General features: G+C 41.2%; 20 protein-coding genes. 5 read left to right on the forward strand and 15 right to left on the reverse strand.

Annotated elements, in window-relative coordinates:
- Positions 1-25 precede the first annotated feature (25 nt).
- The 12 genes from IPN35_00725 to IPN35_00780 form a co-directional block, all read right to left on the reverse strand.
- A complete protein-coding gene (locus IPN35_00725) occupies positions 26-1903 on the reverse strand; it encodes a VWA domain-containing protein (protein QQS59399.1) in 1878 nt (625 codons plus the stop codon).
- On the reverse strand, positions 1904-2773 hold the full coding sequence (locus IPN35_00730; protein QQS59400.1) for a VWA domain-containing protein: 870 nt from the start codon (positions 2771-2773) through the stop codon (positions 1904-1906).
- Between the two features lie 144 nt (positions 2774-2917).
- On the reverse strand, positions 2918-3475 hold the full coding sequence (locus IPN35_00735; protein ID QQS59401.1) for a hypothetical protein: 558 nt from the start codon (positions 3473-3475) through the stop codon (positions 2918-2920).
- Positions 3476-3483: 8 nt separating this feature from the next.
- On the reverse strand, positions 3484-4353 hold the full coding sequence (locus tag IPN35_00740; protein QQS59402.1) for a DUF58 domain-containing protein: 870 nt from the start codon (positions 4351-4353) through the stop codon (positions 3484-3486).
- 118 nt (positions 4354-4471) lie between these two features.
- Positions 4472-5320, reverse strand: a complete 849-nt coding sequence (pflA, locus tag IPN35_00745; protein ID QQS59403.1) for a pyruvate formate lyase-activating protein — start codon at positions 5318-5320, stop codon at positions 4472-4474.
- The gene (gene pflB, locus IPN35_00750) at positions 5307-7556 is read right to left on the reverse strand and encodes a formate C-acetyltransferase (protein ID QQS59404.1); all 2250 of its coding nucleotides are present in this window, start codon (positions 7554-7556) and stop codon (positions 5307-5309) included. The genes pflA and pflB overlap by 14 nt, the downstream gene beginning before the upstream one ends.
- A 68-nt stretch (positions 7557-7624) precedes the next feature.
- Positions 7625-8563, reverse strand: a complete 939-nt coding sequence (locus tag IPN35_00755) for a M15 family metallopeptidase (GenBank protein ID QQS59405.1) — start codon at positions 8561-8563, stop codon at positions 7625-7627.
- Positions 8564-8566: 3 nt separating this feature from the next.
- Positions 8567-9949 carry a transglycosylase SLT domain-containing protein gene (locus tag IPN35_00760; protein QQS59406.1) on the reverse strand — a complete coding sequence of 461 codons (1383 nt, stop codon included), beginning with the start codon at positions 9947-9949 and terminating at the stop codon, positions 8567-8569.
- Entirely contained in the window at positions 9946-10680 is a 735-nt protein-coding gene (locus tag IPN35_00765; protein ID QQS59407.1) for a hypothetical protein, read from the reverse strand. The genes IPN35_00760 and IPN35_00765 overlap by 4 nt, the downstream gene beginning before the upstream one ends.
- A 4-nt stretch (positions 10681-10684) precedes the next feature.
- A complete protein-coding gene (locus tag IPN35_00770; protein ID QQS59408.1) occupies positions 10685-11962 on the reverse strand; it encodes a hypothetical protein in 1278 nt (425 codons plus the stop codon).
- Complete coding sequence (locus IPN35_00775) at positions 11959-12204, reverse strand: hypothetical protein (GenBank protein ID QQS59409.1); 246 nt, start codon at positions 12202-12204, stop codon at positions 11959-11961. Before IPN35_00775 ends, IPN35_00770 begins: the two co-directional genes overlap by 4 nt.
- Positions 12201-12473, reverse strand: a complete 273-nt coding sequence (locus tag IPN35_00780) for a hypothetical protein (GenBank protein QQS59410.1) — start codon at positions 12471-12473, stop codon at positions 12201-12203. Before IPN35_00780 ends, IPN35_00775 begins: the two co-directional genes overlap by 4 nt.
- Positions 12474-12699: 226 nt before the next feature.
- Here IPN35_00780 and msrB point away from each other — a divergent pair, with 226 nt between their 5' ends.
- On the forward strand, positions 12700-13794 hold the full coding sequence (gene msrB / locus IPN35_00785) for a peptide-methionine (R)-S-oxide reductase MsrB (GenBank protein QQS59411.1): 1095 nt from the start codon (positions 12700-12702) through the stop codon (positions 13792-13794).
- A 53-nt stretch (positions 13795-13847) separates the two neighbouring features.
- Here the strand turns inward: msrB and IPN35_00790 are convergent, their stop codons facing one another.
- The 3 genes from IPN35_00790 to IPN35_00800 are packed head-to-tail and all read right to left on the reverse strand — an operon-like array spanning position 13848 to position 15873.
- A complete protein-coding gene (locus IPN35_00790; GenBank protein QQS59412.1) occupies positions 13848-14714 on the reverse strand; it encodes an aminotransferase class IV family protein in 867 nt (288 codons plus the stop codon).
- Positions 14711-15367 carry a hypothetical protein gene (locus tag IPN35_00795; protein QQS59413.1) on the reverse strand — a complete coding sequence of 219 codons (657 nt, stop codon included), beginning with the start codon at positions 15365-15367 and terminating at the stop codon, positions 14711-14713. The genes IPN35_00790 and IPN35_00795 overlap by 4 nt, the downstream gene beginning before the upstream one ends.
- A 47-nt stretch (positions 15368-15414) precedes the next feature.
- The gene (locus IPN35_00800; GenBank protein QQS59414.1) at positions 15415-15873 is read right to left on the reverse strand and encodes a regulatory protein RecX; all 459 of its coding nucleotides are present in this window, start codon (positions 15871-15873) and stop codon (positions 15415-15417) included.
- Between the two features lie 326 nt (positions 15874-16199).
- On the opposite strand from IPN35_00800, the gene ftsA reads away from it, so the two are divergent.
- The 4 genes from ftsA to IPN35_00820 all read left to right on the forward strand — a co-directional run bounded on the left by ftsA (position 16200) and on the right by IPN35_00820 (position 19773).
- Positions 16200-17426, forward strand: coding sequence for a cell division protein FtsA (gene ftsA, locus IPN35_00805; GenBank protein ID QQS59415.1), 1227 nt, complete (start codon positions 16200-16202; stop codon positions 17424-17426).
- A 3-nt stretch (positions 17427-17429) separates the two neighbouring features.
- Entirely contained in the window at positions 17430-17783 is a 354-nt protein-coding gene (locus tag IPN35_00810) for a hypothetical protein (GenBank protein ID QQS59416.1), read from the forward strand.
- A gap of 38 nt (positions 17784-17821) precedes the next feature.
- Positions 17822-19009 carry a cell division protein FtsZ gene (gene ftsZ / locus IPN35_00815; protein QQS59417.1) on the forward strand — a complete coding sequence of 396 codons (1188 nt, stop codon included), beginning with the start codon at positions 17822-17824 and terminating at the stop codon, positions 19007-19009.
- A gap of 146 nt (positions 19010-19155) precedes the next feature.
- Positions 19156-19773 carry a hypothetical protein gene (locus tag IPN35_00820; GenBank protein ID QQS59418.1) on the forward strand — a complete coding sequence of 206 codons (618 nt, stop codon included), beginning with the start codon at positions 19156-19158 and terminating at the stop codon, positions 19771-19773.
- The last annotated feature ends 27 nt before the right edge of the window (positions 19774-19800 follow it).

Here is a 19800-nt window from a genome sequence, read left to right on the forward strand (position 1 = left end):
TCGAGAACTACCTCTCCTCATTTTCTTACCAATCCTTTTCGTTTGGATCTTTTTGTGTTCCATCTTGAAAAAACGGATCTTGCTCAAAAAACTGTTGTAAAAATGGATCTTGTTGTTGCGATTTTCCTTGTCCGAATCGGTCAAAAAATTGGTTTGTGTCTTGTTCAGTTTGATCAAGTTCTTGAAGGTAGCGTTCTATTTCTTGTTTCATGTCTTCGCTGAGTTTCTGTTCTTGGGAATTATTTTCCTGTTGTTTTGTTCCTTCTCCTCCTTTTTTGTCTTCAGATTTTTTTTCGGAATCTTTTTGCTGATTTTTCTGATCGCTATCTCCTTTTTTATCCTCCCCTTGTTGATTTTGCTTTCCATTTTTCTTTTCTTCTTGCTGTTTTTGTAATTCCTCCAATTTTTTTTGAACAAATTCTTTGTTCTCTTTTGCCTCTTTGTCTTCGGAATTCCGTGCAAGTGCGCGGTCGTAGGCAGCTATTGCCGATTCCCATTTTGTTTTCTTTTGAGAAGAATCTCCTTCTTTTTCTCCTAAGCGATATAGGGTGTTTCCTAAATGATATGACGCATCCGCGCAATGCTCCTCCTTTGGTGGACAGCTTTTTTCTGCTTCTTCAAAAAACGATTGTGCGGTTTCGTATTCCTGTTTTTCAAATGCCACAAGTCCGCGGTTTTCTTTTGCGGTTGCCATTTCATCTGATGGTGATACCTGTTCTGCTGTTTGATATTCAAAGTCCGCTCTTTTCCAATCTTTCTCAAGATATGCAGTGTTTCCCTTATTGGTCGAATAGGCGAAGGGAGTTTTTGTAATATCACATCCTGAAAAGAGGAGTGGGAGAAGAAGAAAAACGAGATTTCTCTGCATGGCATGTGGAGAAAATGGAATCAGTATCCCGAGGAGAAAACAGAGGAACGCAAGTTTTGCAAATATCTCGTATTGTTCGGAGAGTCCTTCTGTGGGGACAGGTACCTCTATTTTTGTTTTTTTGAGTGTATCTACTGTATCGGAAATGGCGAGGAATTCCGATTCACTTGTGGGGTGCAGGTATACTCCATCGGTAAGTTTTGCAATTTCTTTGAGCGGTGTTTCATTGAGACGTGTGAGTACCATTTCTCCCTGATGGGTTTTGTACAGCACATTTCCAAAGAGATCGGTTCCTTCGGGAATTCGGCTTCCATCCTTGCTTCCAATACCCACCATGAGGAGTGTTATTCCTTCTTTTTTTGCTCGTTTTGCGGCGCCTTCATAATTCCCTTTCTGCTCTTCTCCATCTGTAATAAGAACCGCAAGTCGTCCTCGTTCTTCATCTCCTGCGGAAGTGAATCGATTTGTCATTTCCGTAAGAGCACTTTCAAGATTGGTTCCCTGTTTTACAACATCTTCAGGAGAAATGCCTTCCAAAAAGGTGAGAAAGGTTTCGTGATCAAATGTGAGTGGAGAAACTGTAAATGCTTCTCCAGCAAATACGACAAGTCCATAGCGATGCTCTGGATGCTCTTCGACAAATTTTCGCATCATGCGCTTTGACATTTCGAGTCGATCCACATTTTTTCGACCATCCGAAAAATCGAGCGCGCGCATACTCTGGGAAACATCCACGACAAAAATAGTGTCAATTCCTTCTGCTTGTTGAAACGATCCTTTTTCTCCTCCTACAGGACGCAAGAGGACAATTCCCAAAAAAAGGCACGAAAGAAGAAAAAGTGCTTCTCGTATGCGTCGTTTTTGAAATCGAACCTTTCTTCCTGATGCGCCCCCTCTAAACATTTTTGGATGAAACTGAAGGAGGAATGTTCGATAGATTTTTTCCGAAAAAACAAGAAAAAGTCCGGAAAGTATTACTCCTGCTCCAATGAGGAGAAGTGAGGTTGTTCCGGTATTCAGGAATGAGAATGGCATCTACCAAGCAGAAAAAAAGCGAGTGCGTATTCCGAGAAAAAGAAGAAGGAGAAGAAACGTGCCTCCAGCAAATGGTACAAAGAGTTCTCGATATTTGACGGCAAAGCGATATTCTATTTTTGACTTTTCGAGCGCATTAATTTCTTCAAGAATACTTTTGAGTGCCTCGTTGCTATCGGCACGGAAATATTTTCCGTCTGCAGTACTGGCAATGCTTTTGAGCGATTCTTCATTAAATTTGCTCATAATAAGGTTTCCAGATTGATCTTTCGCATATTGTTTTTGTCCAAATGGATCACGGTAGGGGAGTGGTGCCCCCTTTTCGGTTCCAACACCAATGGTATAGATCCGTACATTGTTTTCGTGAGCGTATTGTGCGGCAATAAGCGGATCTGCCCCAGTGTTGGCATCTCCATCAGTCAAAAGAATAATGACTTTTGAGCGTTTTTCCTCACTGCTTCCAAATTTTTTCACGGCAGAAAGAAGGGCATCTCCAATGGCAGTTCCATTGAGTCCGCGGATATTTTGCTGAATGCTGTCGGTCGTAATCGTTTTCATGTATTCCCGAAGAATATTTACATCAAATGTAAGGGGCGACTGAGTAAACGGTTTTCCCGAGAAAATAATAATTCCCACGCGATCTCCTATTAGCTCATCGAGAAACTTTCCAAGAACCTCTTTTGCGGCTTCCATACGATTTGGTTTGAGGTCTTCCGCAAGCATTGATTCCGAAACATCAATCGCAAGAAAAATATCAATTCCTTCTTTGCTTTGGTTTGTAATAGAGAGGGGAATTTGCGGACGTGCGAGAAGAATAATAAAACCGCTTACGATAAGTGTAATGAGAAAGAGAGGGGTGGCAGACCACACCTGAAGAAGCCAAGAGAAACGAGTTTTTTGTGAGAATAGAAAAGGTAGGAAGTGAAACAGCTTCTTGTTTCATGCGACACCACGCTCCCCACAAAACGAGAGGAAGGAGAGGAAAGAGCCAAAAAATTTCTGAATGGGCAAATATCATAATGTAGAAACAAGTTCTTTTGCACGCCCAATAGTGGCAAGAAAATCTTTTTTTTGTGGTGGATGTTCGGCAAACTCTCCTTGTTCACATTGAACAAAAAATTGTTGCAATCTTTTATCAGGAAAAGTCTTGAGAAGTTCTTGAAAGGTGAGGGCAGAAGAATTCTTTTGTTTTTTTGAATCCACTTTTGTGTTCTCTTCTAGTAAGGGGGAATGTTGAGAGTTTTCTTGAGAAAGCTCTTTTTCTGCCAATTCTTCTGTGGATTGGTTGAAAAAATTCCGCAGAATTTCTGCAAGTGCCAAAAATCCTTCTCGGGTGGAGAGTGTTTCTGCTTCTTGCTCAAGTTTTTTAAGGGCAGTGAGCGCTTCTTCTTTGGCAGAAGTCCTCTCTCTTTTTGGCGTAATAATTGGGGCAGGCATTTTCTTTCGCTTATACTTCCACCACCAGAGCATTCCCACAAGAAGAAAAATTCCGAGCAAAATTCCTGCTCCTTCCAAAAATATGGGGAGCAAAGGAATATTAGTGGGGAGACGATTGGGGTGAATGTCATTCATGGTGACGATTAGAAGGAAAACTTCCTTTGTCGTGCCTTAAAAAAGGAGAAGAGTTTTTCTGCAATATTCTCTTCTGTGGAAATCGTGAGTGTGTCGATTTTTCCGCGCTTTAAAAATGATTGCAGGCGCTGTTCTTCTTCCTCTTGTGCTGAGGCGTAATTTTTCCAAAATATTTGCCCTCCTCCGGATTGCACTTGTCGAGATTCTGTATCAAAAAAAGGAAATATTCCGGTGCTTTTTGGGTGCATCTCAAAAGGATCAGTACAACGAAGAAACACAAAGTCGTATCGTTGGTTGAGGAGGAGTATTTCTTTCTCTGATTCCTGTGGAATACGGTCGGAAAGAAAAAAGCAAATACCGCGCTTCTTTTTTGAGAGCTTGGAAAAAGACTGTAATGTTTCTGCTCCGCTTGGTGTTTGTACAGAATTTTGCTCGTTTGTTGCCAACATTGCCTTTTGGAGAATGCGAAGCATATTCCCCTTTCCTTTTTTGGAAGGAAAAAAAAGCGGAGCGTCTTTCTGAAAGAAAAAGGCACCGAGACGATCACTACTGCGAAATACAGAAAACGCGAGGAGTGCCATTGCCTCGAGCGCCGTTTCTTTTTTGAGTCTTTTTGTAGTGCCAAAATTCATATTTGCGGACGTATCAAGAACAAGAAAAGTGTTCATCTCTCGTTCTTCGCGATAGAGCTTTATAAATGGCTTTCCTTCGCGAGCAGTAACGCCCCAATCGATTGAGCGAACATCATCTCCCTCTTGGTATTCACGAACATCTTCATATTCAACACCGGTTCCTCGAAAGGAAGAGCGATAGTTTCCCGCAAAAATCCCAGTCACATCTCTTTGTGTGCGAATTTCAAGCCGTCGCACTTTTTTCATAAGCTCTCGAATGCCTTCGAAAGAATCCCTACTTTTCTGTTGTGATTCCAGCATATTTCTTCTTCCGTATTTCGTTTTCGATCATAGCGGAAAAAATGGGATTTTGAAATGGGTTTTTCTATTCATTGACTACCACTTGAAATCCCTCCTTCTCGAGTTGTGTGCGAATATCTTCCATACTTTTTCGAGATGGTGGATGAACCTCGGGAATGCCGTAATCAATTCCTTCTTTTTTCCATTTTGCAACGCCCATTTCGTGGTAGGGGAGCAGTTCGATGAGTTCAAATTGAACGGTTTTGCAGAAATCGATGAGCGCGGCAATATTCTCTTTTGTATCGGTGTACCCCGGTAAAATGAGGTAGCGGAACCAGATGCGTTTTTTCATGTCTGAAAGGTGACGCACGTTTTCGAGAATATCCACATTTCCTCTTCCGGTCAGAAAACGATGGGTCTTGTCATCAAAATGTTTCAGGCTTACGAGAAAAATATCCGTGTGCTTTGCAATGCGCTCTAAATCCTCCTGAGTTGTTTTGAGTGACGTATCGACCGCGGTATGAATGCCATTTTCTTGGCACTTTTCAAGAAATTCTTCCAGAAAATCTGTTTGATAAAACGGTTCTCCACCGCTTACAGTAACTCCTCCTCCGCTCGCTTCGAGATAGGGTTTGTTTCGAAGAATTTTTTCTAGAAGATCATTCGCAGTCAAAAAAAGTGGATCTTTGCAGAGAACCACATCAATGTTGTGGCAAAATTTGCACCGCAAATAGCATCCCGCAAGGAAGACAACAAAACGAATCCCTGGTCCGTCAAGAGTTCCTAGACTTTCGATGGAGTGAATCTTTCCAATTTTTTCTTGTGTATCATGTTCTTTTCGAACGCATTGCGAATTCTCACAGGCATTTTCTGCTCCTACACCTTTTGGCGGTGCCAAATTTGGAGGATGACGGAGCGTCTTAAAATCGCTCATGGAAGGTTCGGGAAATCACTTCTTCCTGTTGCTCTTTCGTAAGGCGAACAAATCGCACGGCATAGCCCGAAACACGGATGGTGAGCTGCGGATATTTTTCCGGATGCTTCATGGCATCTTGCAAGGTTTTTCGATTGAGTACGTTCACGTTTAAGTGGTGTCCGCCTTTGGTAAAATAGCCATCAAGAAGAGCAGAAAGATTTTTATCTCGTTCATCTGGAGTTTTTCCGAGTCCTTGGGGAACGATGGAAAACGTATTCGAAATGCCATCAAGACAATAATCATACGGAATTTTTGCCACGGAATTGAGTGAAGCAATGGCGCCGTTTTCGTCGCGGTTGTGCATAGGATTTGCACCAGGAGCAAATGGTTCTCCAGCACCGCGTCCGTCTGGAGTAGCACCAGTTTTGTGTCCATATACGACATTCGCGGTAATTGTGAGAATACTGAGCGTGTGTTTCGCGTCTTTATAGGTTTTGTGCTGACGGAGGTATCCGAGAAATTCTCGAACAATTTCTATTCCTAGCTCATCCGCTCGATCATCATCATTTCCGTATTTTGGAAAATCTCCTGTGATGGTAAATGACTGAGTTATGCCATTTTTATCGCGTTTTGCTTTTACTTTTGCATATTTTATGGCGGCAAGACTATCGATCACCACCGAAAAGCCAGCAATACCAAATGCCATATTTCGATCCATGACATTGTCGTGCAATGCCATTTGTGCGGATTCGGGATTGTATTTATCGTGCATAAAATGAATGACGTTCATGGTGTTCACATATTTCTTTGCGAGCCACTCCATCATTTTTGAAAATTCCTGACGCACTTCCGCATAATCGAGTGCTTCGGCGTGTTTGAGCTTTGGCACATTTTCTGCGACGGGACTTCCATCTTTTTCATCTTTTCCTTCGTTGAGGGCAAAGAGAAGGAGTTTTGCCAAATTGCACCGCGCTCCAAAGAACTGCATTTCCTTTCCGAGTTTCATAGCAGAAACACAGCACGCAATACCATAATCGTCTCCAAAACGAGGACGCATGAGCTCATCATTTTCAAACTGAAGAGCACAACTCGTAATAGCAACATCTGTGACGAATTTTTTGAAATTCTGTGGAAGTTTTGGCGACCAAGCAATCGTAATATTTGGCTCTGGGGCTGGTCCCAAATTTTTGAGCGTTTGAAGGATTCGGAATGTGGTTTTGGTCACAAGCGTCCGTCCGTCAATTCCTTGTCCGCCGAGAAGACAGGTTATCCATGTGGGATCGCCCGCGAACAAATCGTTATACTCAGGCGGTCGAAGATGTCGTACAATCCGAAGTTTTATAACGAAATCGTCAATAATTTCTTGTGCTTCTTCTTCGGTTATTTTTTTGGCTCTTAGGTCTTGCTCGGCATAAATATCGAAAAATGCATCCACACGCCCAAAGCTCATGGCAGCGCCATCTTGCCCTTTTACCGCCGCGAGGTATCCAAAATATGTCCATTGAACGGCTTCTTGAAAATTTTCTGCAGGGCGCGAAATATCACATCCGTAGCCTTCTGCCATCTTTTTCATTTCTTGAAGCGCATGAATTTGCTCAACCAATTCTTCTCTTCGACGAATTGACTCTTCGTCCATTTCTCGCAAGTACGTGTTAGAAAAATCGTGTTTGTCCTGAATGAGTCGGTCGACACCATAGAGCGCAACACGTCGGTAATCTCCAATAATCCGTCCGCGCCCGTAGTTATCAGGGAGTCCTGTGATAATCGATTTTTTGCGGAGCAGTTTGTGATCTGGTGTGTGAAAATCTTCCCAATCCGTATAAATATCAAAGACTCCATCATTATGAGTTTTGCGAAACTTCGTAAAAATTCGCTCCACTTCGGGGTCGAGTTTGTAGCCATATGCTTCACATGCCATTTTCACGAGCCGAACACCGCCTTTTGGTTTAATAGCGCGTTTCAGTGGTTTATCTGTTTGGAGTCCAACAATAAGTTCATTTTTCTTGTCGATATATCCGGGTTTGTGACTCATAATGTCCGATGGTGTTTTGGTATCAATATCGAGCACACCTTTTTTCTGCTCTTTTTCAATGAGTTTTGTTATTGCATTCCAAATTTTTTCCGTGCGTTTTGTGGCACTTGCCAAAAAATCTTCGCCTCCTTCGTAGGGTGTGTAGTTTTTTTGGATAAAGTCGCGTACGTCAATGGTTTCTCTCCAGATACCCGAGAAAAAAGAAGCAGGCTTCTTCGGCATTTGATATTGGGAAATATTCGTGAATAGTATAACAATTTTTGATGGTATTCACAATGAAGGGTTTTGTTTTAAGAAACTTCTTGATTACATTTTTGTGCAAGTGCCATGCGTTCTGCGCCAGCAGATCTTTTTGTGACGTGATCGAAATGCCAATCTTCGTGTCCGAGTTTTGTAAAATTGCATTGTTTTGCGAGTGCAATAAAACTAGGGAGTCCTCCAATTTTTTCACTTCGAAATGAGTTTGGATGGAGGTCGATAGCGTGTCCGGTGTTGTGATTGCTGTTTCCTGGTTTAGCGGCATAGCCCTTTCTCGCTGTTGCATAAATTTTTTCCTGATGTTTTATAGAGCGATATGCACTCGTGATAATAAGTTTTTGACCTGTCATTTTCCAATAACTTACTGCGAGCTTTGCAAAATCGGGAAGAACTTCGTTGTTGACCATAGCAAACGTGCTCCCTTGAAAATTGATATACTCGGAGCTACGAAAGTCTTTTGAAATATTTCCTCCGCTTGAGTATTCACTCACAAATTCTGAAACCCGTTTTTTCGTGTCGGGGTCATCAATGGTATCAAGGGTTTGGGACGCTCTTTGTTTTGCTTCTGATAAGTGAGTTTTTGTTTCTTGCTGTATAAATGCTTGCTTTTCTTCTTCGGTTTTAAATGTTTTTCCTTGAAGTGCTTCTTGAATGTATTCAGCAAAGTATTTTAAAAGATACTCGATAAGATCTTTTTCTTCCTTCTCCTCAGATTCAACAGTACTTTTATTTTGAAATTGCTCTTTTTGTGAAGATGAAAGAACTTCCTCACGAATCGTTGGTGCTACTTGTTGTTGGATAGCTTTTTCCTGTTGTTTTTCTCCTTCCGATTTAGGGGTTTCACTATCGGAGAAATGACTCGAACCGTCATCTACTCCACCTACTTTTTCTTCTAATTTCTGACGCGCTTCTCGTTCTGGTGTTTCTTCTGGTGTTTCCAACTGCCGATGTATTTCAGATCCAGTACTCATTTTTTAAGCAAAGCTTTTTCTGTCCACATAACTCTTGAATATTGGTCTTGTTATATATGGTGCTCCTTTTGAAATAACTTCATTCTGATTTGCTACCGTTCTGGCATAGGCGTCGCTTTTTTCAGAGCCAAAACGAAAACTATCACTTTTTCCCAAAGCGTATGGATAAAAAGTTGCGAGATAAAGATCGTGAGCAGAATGTAACTTGCCTCTGTAGGGAGCAAAATATTTTTCCACATAGGTGAGTTGTTCCGTTGCAGACATATTTCTGAGAGCGCTTACACTTGTTCCGAGTCCACGAGCAGTACTTGGCATAAATTGTATAAGACCTGTCGCATTTGAAATATGGTTCACTGCTCTTGGATTAAATTTTGATTCTGCTTGTATTACAATAGCTAAGTCGCTTTCGCTTACTCCAATTCTTTTGCAACATTCTGCATATCGTGTTCGAAATTCAGGATCTTTCATCAATTCTCCTGAAGAGTTTTTCCATTGCTCTTCTCTCTTTTGAATTGCTTTTTGAAGATCTCCCGAAGAAATTCCATATTCATTGCAAATCTTGTTGAGTTCTGGCTTTCCGTAATGTTGATAGACAAGAAAATCTGCAGTAAGTTTTCCGTTTTCAATCGCACTTTTCCCGGTTGATCTTCGGTAGTAATCAATACCTTTTTGGATTTCTGTGAGAAATATTTCTATTTCAATATCGGTTTTTTGTTCTGCATCCTCAAGAACGGCAAACACATATTTCGGGTCGATATCTTGCTTATAACAGGCTTTTGTAATTGCTTCATATCGCTCTTGAAAAGTCACTTTTTCCGTTTTCTCCGAAACATAAGAGTTTACAAACGATTGTGATTTCTCCTCAATTTCTTTTGTTTTTTGTTGTACTTGCTCCTGTGTTTGTGTTGTTTCAATAGTGACCTTCGTTCCATATAAAATAATGAGTCGTTCTCCGTTTTCTGCAAAAAATTCTCCGCTGAGTCCTCTTCGCGTTCCGGTTTGAGATGGTTCTCCTCTATGAGTAACTGTTATTTTTTGAACGGTTGCAGGAAGTGTTTGTCCGGCAGTAATTCTTCTTTCGAGTTCTTTGTTTCCGTGAAAGTTTATATTGATTTCTTTTCCTGTAGTAATATCTTCCGGTTTTGCTGAGGGTTCAGTAATGAGAGCAAGTCGTTCAGCTCTTTCTTTTTTAAGGAATTCTCCTTCGCTCATGTTTCGCATGGCTTCTACTCGTTCTGCAAGGTCATGAAGAAGTGGCTGTGTTTCTTGAAGAAGAGCATTTTCTTCTGGTGTTTCCTCTGTCTTTGGTTTTTCGGAATCTTGAAAAACCCTCCGTTTCTCTAAAAAAGGTGATTCTGCCGAAAAGGTATTCCAAAAGGTTTTCATGGTGTTGATGGAGAAACAGGTTTTTGAAGAACGGGGATTCCGTTGGGGAGTGCGGTTTGCAGAGCGCCTTTTGCTCGGAGAATATTCGTTTTGACGCTCTCTGTTACCATTTCTGTTTTTGCAAGATCATCGGCAGAAAGTTCGGTTTCGGCAATGTGTTGGGCTTTTTCGAGTGCTTTCTTGCGTGCGGCGTTGGCAATGCTCTTTTTTTGTTTTTTCTCTGTGCGAATTTCTTTTGTTTGTTGGGTCAGTTCTTTTTTTCGTTGGAGTAGAACGGAGCTTTTTGCTTTGTATTCTTCGCGGAGCTTGTGGAGCTCTGCTTCTATATTTCTTTGTTCTTCCTCAAGAGGAGAAAGCCTTTCCGAAAGAGCGTGTTCGAGTTGCCCTACTGCTTTTTGGTATTCTTGGTGAACGTTTGCTCTGGCGGCATCGACTTTCTTTTTTTGTTCTTCTGGGCTTTCTCCTGCACTTTTGAGCATCTCCCAAAGATGCACCGCACTTTCGCGGAGCATGGTGTTCGATTCCGAAAGAACCGCTTTTTCTGCTTCGGTAACGCTTTGTGGAAGCACATTTTCTTGCAGAAGCGAGGAAAGTTCTTGAAGCAACTTTTTTGCCGATTTGAGCGTTTTTCGTGCAGAAATAAGTGTTTTTTTAGAGTTCTGCTCTTTCTCCGGGCTTGGCACGGATGCAGCTTGTTCAGTTGCCGATGAGAAAACGGTTGGGTTGTTCATAAAATTACGATCCTGATATTCCAAGTTCTTTTCGGATTTTATCAACTACGCCACCTGAAGGATTTGCTTCTTCACTAAAGAATCCTGTAAGCATTGTGGTTTTTTTGGCACTATTCATTGTTTCAAAAAGATCTTCCAAATTCTTTCCACTCGCAAGTGTTGCGGAAACAGCTTCTTTATCATCTTTTGCTGGATAGGTGAACTTCCAGTTGTCACTTTCTCTGGTGAGGGTGAAACCGAGTTTTTTTCCATTTTTGAGTTTCAATTCTTTCATTTCTGTTTCTGATATTATGTTTACTTCAGTGAGTTGAAGATCTTTCATAATTTCCTTTTTTGCAAGTTCTTTTACTGTCTTCTCAACAAGTCCAGTCATCACTTCTGTTACTTTTTTTGTTATCTCACTTTCATTTGTTCCCCCCTTTTCTGTAAGTTTTTTCAAAACAATTTCCTGTATCTTTTCTTTTACTGGTTCTTCATTTCCGGTATGTGCCATTTTCAAAAGATTGTCCATTTCTGTTGCTGGAATCGCATCTGTAAAAATTTTTTCATATTCCTTTTTTGCTTTTTCGTCTTGTTCTTCTGCCGGAGTTTTCGATTCTGTATCACAAAACATGGTGAGAGAAGGGGTCTGTTGCTTAGATGATGTAAATTTTGTTTTTAAAAATTCTTCAAAACTTTCCGCTGTTTGTCCTTCTCCAGTATTTTTCATTGCTATTGACCAGTATCCGAGAACTTTTTCTTTATTTTGCAGAAGATCTCCTGATCCATTGGGAAAAACTTTTTTTATGGTGTCTTCGTAGTTTTTGCTTTCAATATCGAGTATGAATTTTCTCGCAATGCCTCCGAAAAGTTTTCCTCCTGTGAGGCTTAAAATAATCGGTTTAAGAATGTCGTTAAACAGATCGAGACCAAAGTTTTTCACCTTCTCTGCGACTGTTTTATATAATTCTGAATTTTGTATTTTGTCGAGCGGACCCAAAGAGTTCAGTCCATATTTCTCTTCAAGTTTTCCAATTTCCTGCAGCATCGCGTCATTAAGGTTTGTAAGTTGTGTTTCAATGCGCTGAATACGATCAAGATCCGTCCTCTCTGATTCGGTGATTCCATCTTTTTGAATCGCTTCTTTCAGGGCTTTGAGCCTCTGTATTGTTTCTGGTGTTTTTGTTGCTGCTTCTGTGGTAGCGGGTGGTGAATTTTCGAGAGTTCCTACTGGCGCTTCAAACACCAATCGCGTTTCTCGAAAATCATTTCCCGAAATCTGTTGTTTCCAAAAAATTTTCATTGTTGCAGAGAAAGAGAATGTTCTTGCTGGAGCAGTTTTTCGCGTTGTTCCAAGAGTTTTTGCCGTTCTTCTTGCAAACGTCTTTTTTCAACGTTGTACGCAACGACTTTTTCGTAAATCATTTTCTTGTCATCATCCGTAGCTACTTGCGCTATGGGAATAAGCTTTTGCTTCATTTCTTCAGTCAGCTCCGATTCCTGCAAAAACCGGATGAGTTCGGCGGAATTTTGAAAGTCGATCATGAGAAGAAGGAATGAAAAAATTCGAGGAGGAGAGTAGAGAGTGGGCGTTTTTTGTATTGTTCTGGTGATTTTACCACTTCTTTTTCTGGCCAATCGTTAAGTGCGGCATTTATGTGCGCCTCTGCCTGTGGCATTTCGAGTTTTTTGTGGTGATTTTCGCGCATTTGTTTTATTTCATCTGCCTTTTTTCCACCTTCTTGAATGCGCCGAACGCTAGACGCGCTGGGACGAATATTGCTTTGACCGCTAGGGAGATTTTCGAAAAACATGAGTTTTTGTTTCCGTATATTCTACCCCAAAAAAAGAGTGTTGACAATGGACTTCTTTCGATATTTGGAATCAGGATTAGATGTATAAGCCTTTGTCACAAAAAAAGTGGGAAAAGAATAGAAAAAAAGTATACTAAAAGATGCTTTCTCCAGATATTCTATGAATTTGAAAAAGATACCTTTATTCGGAAATGCTCGGAGCTTTCTTTTCTTTTTCCTGGCAATTATGACATTTTCTTCTTGCAGTATCTCCGGTCAAAAGTCGTTATCAGAACCTTCTCCAGATCTTGCTACTACTCCGCAAAACCAACAAGAAACCGCCATTTTTGCGGGAGGTTGCTTTTGGTGTACCGAATCAGATTTCGAAAAACTGCTAGGAGTTCTTTCGGTTGTTTCGGGTTATGCCGGAGGAAAAGAAGAAAATCCAAGTTATGAAGAGGTCTCTGCTGGAAAAACTGGACACAGGGAGTCGGTACTTGTGACGTATGACACCACAAAAATTTCGTACGAAGCACTTTTGGAGAATTTTTGGAAACATGTTGATCCTACCGATTCTGGGGGGCAGTTTGTTGATCGAGGAGCGCAATATAAATCCGCCATTTTCTACAATTCCGATGCACAAAAAAAAGCGGCGGAAGATTCTCGTAACTCATTAATGGCATCTGGCATTTTTGAAAAACCAATTGTTACCGATATCCTTCCAGCAACAACCTTTTATCCGGCAGAAGAGTATCATCAGGATTACTTTAAAAAGAATTCTATTCGTTATCATTTTTACCGTTCTCGTTCTGGGCGAGACGATTTTTTAAACCAAACATGGAATAAAGACACAAACTGGTCATTTGTTGAGGAAAATCCGACAAAATCAACAGACTCAACAGACTCTTTTCAGAAGCCATCGGACGAAGAGCTTCAAAAAAAACTTACGCCATTGCAGTATCGTGTAACGCAAAAAGAGAGTACCGAGAAGGCATTTCAGAACGAATATTGGGATGAAAAACGAGAAGGGATTTATGTAGACATTGTTTCGGGGGAGCCTCTTTTTTCTTCTCTTGATAAATACGATTCTGGAACCGGTTGGCCAAGTTTTACTCGTCCAATTTCTGGGGCAAGTATTACCACTCGCAACGATAGATCCTTTTTTTCTGTACGAACAGAAGTACGAAGTCGTCTTGCCGATTCTCATTTGGGACACGTGTTTTCCGACGGTCCTCAGCCAACGGGATTGCGCTATTGCATGAATTCTGCCGCGCTTCGATTTGTACCAAAGGAAGATCTTAGAAAAGAGGGGTATGGGAAATATGTTTTTCTGTTTCGATAATGGCGTGATGATAGATCACATCATTTCGCAATAAAAATGTTTCCAAAGATGATTTAGGGGTGCTTGGTTTTTTGGGAATTGGTACACTCCTCCGGTAAGAATATTTTTGCCGAAAGTTCTCGGAAGAGTTCCCCTATGCAATTGGGAATTTGTTTTGCGCAAATAGATCGTATGGGCAAGATCCCAAAGAGTGAGTTTGTAAGAATTGCCTCGTCCGCGTTTTGAATGTCAGAAAGAGTAAATTCTCTTTCTTGAATATTCGTGCTTGATTTTTCAAGGAGAGTGACAACTCGTTTCTGCATGGTTCCCGAAAGTGCGAGATGCTCTGGCACTACAAAAACCTTGTCTCCTTTTCGGAAAAGAACATTCGAGATAGATCCTTCGGTTATCAATCCTTCCCGATTGAGAAAGAGACATTCAAAAGCACCTTCATCTTCCATTTTTTGTTTTGCGAGAATCATCGGAAGAAGACTCATAGTTTTTGCTTCTGGAAGTATGCGGAAAATTTCTGGAAGAACTGCTACTCGCACTCCTTCCTTTTTGTACTCAGAATAATCCATCAAAGCACCTGCAGTAATGAGAAGCGTAGGATGCTTTGCACCAGAGAAGCAGAAGTTGTTTTCACCTCGCGTAATGCTTATGCGTACTCGTGCTTTTGAGAGATGATTTTTTACCACAACTTCTTTTGCCCACTGTTCCAATTCTTCCTTGCCCCAAGGAATAGGAATGCGGAGTTTTTCGGCAGATTGTTGGAGCCGGCTTAAATGCGCGGCGACATGAAAAAGAGTTTCGTTCTGGAAGAGGAGTGTTTCGTAAATGCCGTCTCCGTAAAGAAAACCGTGATCAAATGGAGAGATATGCACTTCATTTTTTTCGAGAAGAATACCGTTGTGGCAGACAAAGAGGGGACTGGCTTTCATAAAATAGTTTTTGGGAGAGTGTAGAGGAGAATTTCCCAAAATCGCTCTGGAGAAATTCTTTCGTCTCGAGAAATTTCTCCAGGGATATTTATGTCTGCAAGCTTGCGATAGCGATGAATCCGATCTCTTAGGAGTGCCGGATAGCAACGTCGCAATGCATCAATTTCCCTTTCGCCATCTTGTTTTTCAAAAAAATCTCCCCAGATAATTGTCTTTGGCATAAGAAAGAACTCTTCAATCATTACCCTGAGCATCATTTCTGAACAGTCCAAATTGACCACAAGAAAATTCTCCTGAACAAACGAAATAGTTTCTGGTTCTAAGTAAACAAAGCTTCCTGTGGTATCGAGCACATAGTTTTTTCCCTCTGGAATTCTTCCGATGGTTATTTTGTTCTCGAGTTCTAAATACTCCTTTTCTGCTTCTTTGTACTTTTTCTCAAAAGGGTATCCCATCCATTCCACCATACCTGCCATACCTTCTTTTTTCATCTGTTCTGCAATGCTATTGTCTATTGATGAAGACTGCATATTTTTTAAGCGCTGAAGCTGTTCGGTTCGAAAACTCTTTCCGATATTTGACATTCCAATGAAGGCGATTTTCAGATTTTGATTTTCAAATTTTCTTTCAAATCTTTCTCGGTCAAATAGCATTTTTCTTTCAAAAATCAACACTGAGCGTAGAATATTCTCTTTATTTTTTAAAGTATTTCTCCTTGCTCTTCACAAGAAATGGCTTTTTGTATTGTGGAGAAAGAAAATCCACGACTTCTTAAAAAACGGATGATTTTCTCCTGTTCTTTTTGATCGATTACTTTGATCACCCTCATTTTTCGTTGCACGAGATCTCTTGCTGTTTGTTCATCATCTTCTTCTTGTGCTACGCGGTGTGCAAGTTCTGATAGTATGCCCCGATTTTCTAGCTCACACTGAAGAAAGAATGCGCTTCGAGGCGAAGTGTGTTGGCGATATTGAACATACTCTCTGGCAAATTTCTCGTCATCTATCAGCTTGAGTCGTCTGCATTCCGAGAGAACTTCTTCCTGTTCCTTTTCGTTTTCGGGAAACATTCGCGACAGTTTTTTTCGGAGTTCTCCTTCGCTTTGCATTTTTCGAGAAAGCATTCGAAGCGCCACTTGCAAAATCTCCTCTTTCTGCATAATACATAAAAATAAAATATTCCCTTGTATCATAAGAAAAAAAAAGTGTGTCGCGCAATTTTTCTGTTCGATATATTTTTTCCAAAAAACGAAAAAATGTATTCAACTTTTGGTTTCTTTTTTCGTTATGGTGAAAGCCTGAAAAATGAATACAAAAAATGTTCGAAAAATAATTTTAGAACTCGAAAGCATAAAAAATGTTTGCGCTTTTATTACCGGTTTTTTAGAATGACTTTTGATGTTTTTCCCCTCATTTTCTCGGGAAAAACTTATTGTAAAGATCAGGAGTTCTTCTTTCTCCCAAAGAACACTTTTTTTATTCCCGAATGGCAAAAGAAATTATCATCGTTGGAGTGGATATTGGAAACCAGAAAATTCGAACAGTGGTCGCTGTATTAGAGCCTGGAAAAAAAGAGCCACATGTTATTGGCGTTGGCATTTCTCCTTCTCTTGGTCTTCGTAAAGGAGTTGTGGTTGATCCCGAGGAACTCACAGCAAATATTTCTTCAAGTCTTGAAGATGCAGAGCGAATGGCGGGGATTCCAGTGAGTCATGTTTTCGTTGGTATTGGTGGGACTCATTTGGAGTTTACTGTTTCTCGTGGTGTTGTTGCAGTTGGAGGGCGTGAAATTACAGAAGCAGATTTAAATCGTGTTCAAGAGGCGGCGGAGGCTGTTTCTCTTCCGCAAAATCGGTTTCGTCTTCGCACACTTCCGCGAGAGTTTTCAGTTGATAATCAGCGAGGAATCAAAAATCCCGTTGGACTCTCTGGAATTCGTTTAGAAATAGAAGCTCATATTATTTCTGGTCAAAAGCAAATTGTGGAAAACATCGAACGTACCGTTCATTCGGCAGGGGTTGATGTCGACGACCTTGTTCCCGGATTTCTTGCTGCAAGCGAATCGGCACTGACACGTCGCCAAAAGGAGCTCGGTGCCCTTCTCCTCGATATTGGGGCGGATGCCACGAGTCTTGTGGTCTACGAAGAGGGAGTTATGGTTTATTCCTGTGTTATTCCTGTGGGGGGATCGAGTGTGACTAACGATATTGCCATTGGGCTTCGAACATCTGTTGATACGGCGGAGAAGATTAAAATTGAGTATGGCACTATTATCCCCGATGAGGTACGAGATACAGAGATGATTGATCTCTCCCTTATTTCAAAAATTGACACACAAAAGGTTTCAAAAAAACATCTCGCGGAAATTATTCAGGCGCGATATCACGAAATTTTTGTACTTGCGAAAGATGAACTTCGGAAAATCAATCGTGATGGAATGCTTCCTGCAGGAGTGGTGCTGACGGGATCGGCAGTAAAAATGTCTGGAGCGCCGGACATCGCACGAGATATTTTGGGGCTTCCTGTTCAGATTGGTTTTCCACAAGGAATGTCTGGCGTTGTGGATAAAATTGATGATCCGGGTTTTGCTACAGCAACAGGTCTTTTGGTGTGGGGAGCAAAGCACGAGCCCATTCGGTATGGTGTTCGGCTTCCTAATTTTGGAAAGGCATTTCGCTCTGCAGGAAATTTTTTCCGTAAACTTCTTCCATAAACCATGAATATAACCCTTGTTCGTTTCGAAGGTGTGGATGATATTAAAAATGCATTCTCCGAAATTGATGTTGATCCTGTAGCACGTGAGATTATGATGGAAAAATTTCAATTTTTAGTTCTTCGCTTTGACGATGTTCGTTGTGTAGAGGCAAACATTCTTAAACAAGAAATGCTTGTGCTGGGGGGGGAGGCGGCGGTTTCTCGTCATTCTATTTCGTGTTCGGTTCCAAGTACTCCTGTGCTTCTCGCGGGATCAAAAAAGACGTTTCGTAAGTTATGTGATCGTATTGCGCGTCAAGTGGGGTCTCTTCCTGAGATTGGGCAAAGTATTGACAAAATTATTCTTCAAAGTTAAAAATATATTTCTGAACTTGATTTCCTTTTTTTCTACCCATGTCCGACGTTCATCTCAAATCTATTTTCTCTGGTTCTTCCGGTTCGTCTCGAATTCGCTCGTCAGGAAATGCTAGTGAAGTTACTCCTGATCTTGCGCCAAATGCGGTTATTCGTGTTCTTGGAATTGGCGGAGGTGGAAGCAATGCCATTAATCGTATGATTGATGCTCGCATTGAAGGGGTGGATTTTGTACAGATGAATACCGATGCACAGGCACTTTTTTATTGTAACGCAAAACGAAAAATTAACATTGGGAAGGGGACCACAAAAGGGCTCGGTGCTGGGTCAAATCCAGAGATAGGAAAAAAATCGGCAGAGGAGTCGCTTGAAGAAATTCGAAGCACCATTGAGGGGTCGGATATGGTTTTTGTTACTTGTGGATTAGGAGGTGGAACCGGAACTGGTGCAGCTCCTGTTATTGCAGAGCTCGCCCGAGAGATGGGTATTCTTACAGTAGGAGTGGTAACAAGACCATTTGGGTTTGAGGGGGCACAGCGACGTCAAAAGTCGCTTGAAGGATTAAAGCAGTTGGAGGAAAAAGTGGATACGCTCATTACTATTCCAAACGATCGTATTCTCTCTGTTATTGATAAAAAAACACCACTCATGGATGCTTTTATTATTGTTGATGATATCTTACGTCAGGGTATTCAGGGGATTTCTGATCTCATTACGAATCACGGACTTATTAATGTGGACTTTGCCGACGTCAAATCTATTATGCAAAATGCCGGTTCAGCACTCATGGGAATTGGATACGGAAGCGGAGAAAATCGTGCGGCAGAGGCGGCACGAGCGGCTGTTGACTCTCCACTTCTCGAACTTTCTATTGATGGAGCAAAAGGAATTCTCTTCAATATTACCGGAGGACACGACCTCTCTATGTTTGAGGTAGATGAGGCGGCGCGTATTATTACCGAAGCCGCCGATCCGGAAGCAAATATTATTTTTGGTTCCGTGGTGAATGAGGCGTTTACCGGAGAAGTAAAGGTGACGGTTATTGCCACTGGTTTCGAACGAAGTTCGAGTAACGACCAGCAGAAAACCGAAGGAATGGGGGTTCGCCGTTTGGGACGAACAAATTTTCAAGGTATTGCTCCAGAAAAAGGGAGTTTTCCTGGAGTGAAACGTGAAGCGGAAGATTTGGAAGTTCCGGCATTTATGCGAAAATCACTCAATAAATAAATTTTCTCTCTATAAGAATTTTGTAAAAACAAGGAATCATGGATTCCTTGTTTTTTTGTAGGTGACTTTCATCCTTTCTTGCTGTTTCTTCGTATGAACTATTTCTCACTTGAAAAATTCACGGCATCACGAGATACTGGATTCACATGAAAAAAGGCGAAGAGCTCCTCGAGATACGGCGGAAAATCCTTCATCTTCTCATTGGTGTCTCGGTTGCCGCTTTGTTGTGGCTCAATATTGTTGATGGCGTTTTTTTGCTTGCCATTTCATTTTTAATACTCACCTTTTTTTTGTTGTTTCGAGAACACAAGTCTTCGCTCCCAATATTTCATCGCTTAGTATCTCTTTTTGAACGAAAGAAGCATCTCGATAATGTTCCTGGAACATCGGCAATTTGGTTCTTTTTTGGATGTGCCGTTACAGCACTTTTTTTTTCTCGTTCTATTGCGGTGGCGAGTATTATTATTCTTGCTTTTGGTGATACTTTTAGTAATTTGGTGGGGCATCATTGGGGGCGTATAGCAACAATTTTCCATCCGAAAAAGAAAATCGAAGGTCCCATTGCCGCTATTTTCCTTTCTACCATTGTGGCAGGTCTTTTTGTTGATTTTCGTGCAGCTTTTTTAGCGAGTACTGTTGCCATGATTCTTGAGTTTCCGAATTGGACTTTTTTTGGGCGACGCATTGATGACAATCTTATTATTCCTTTTTCTGCGGCGCTTACCCTTTTGTTCTGTGAGCGAGTACTCGGAATGACTCTGTAAAGAAATTATCGACGAAAAGAATGGTAG

It is taken from the genome of Candidatus Peregrinibacteria bacterium (genome assembly GCA_016699755.1).
GTDB lineage: Bacteria > Patescibacteriota > Gracilibacteria > CAIRYL01.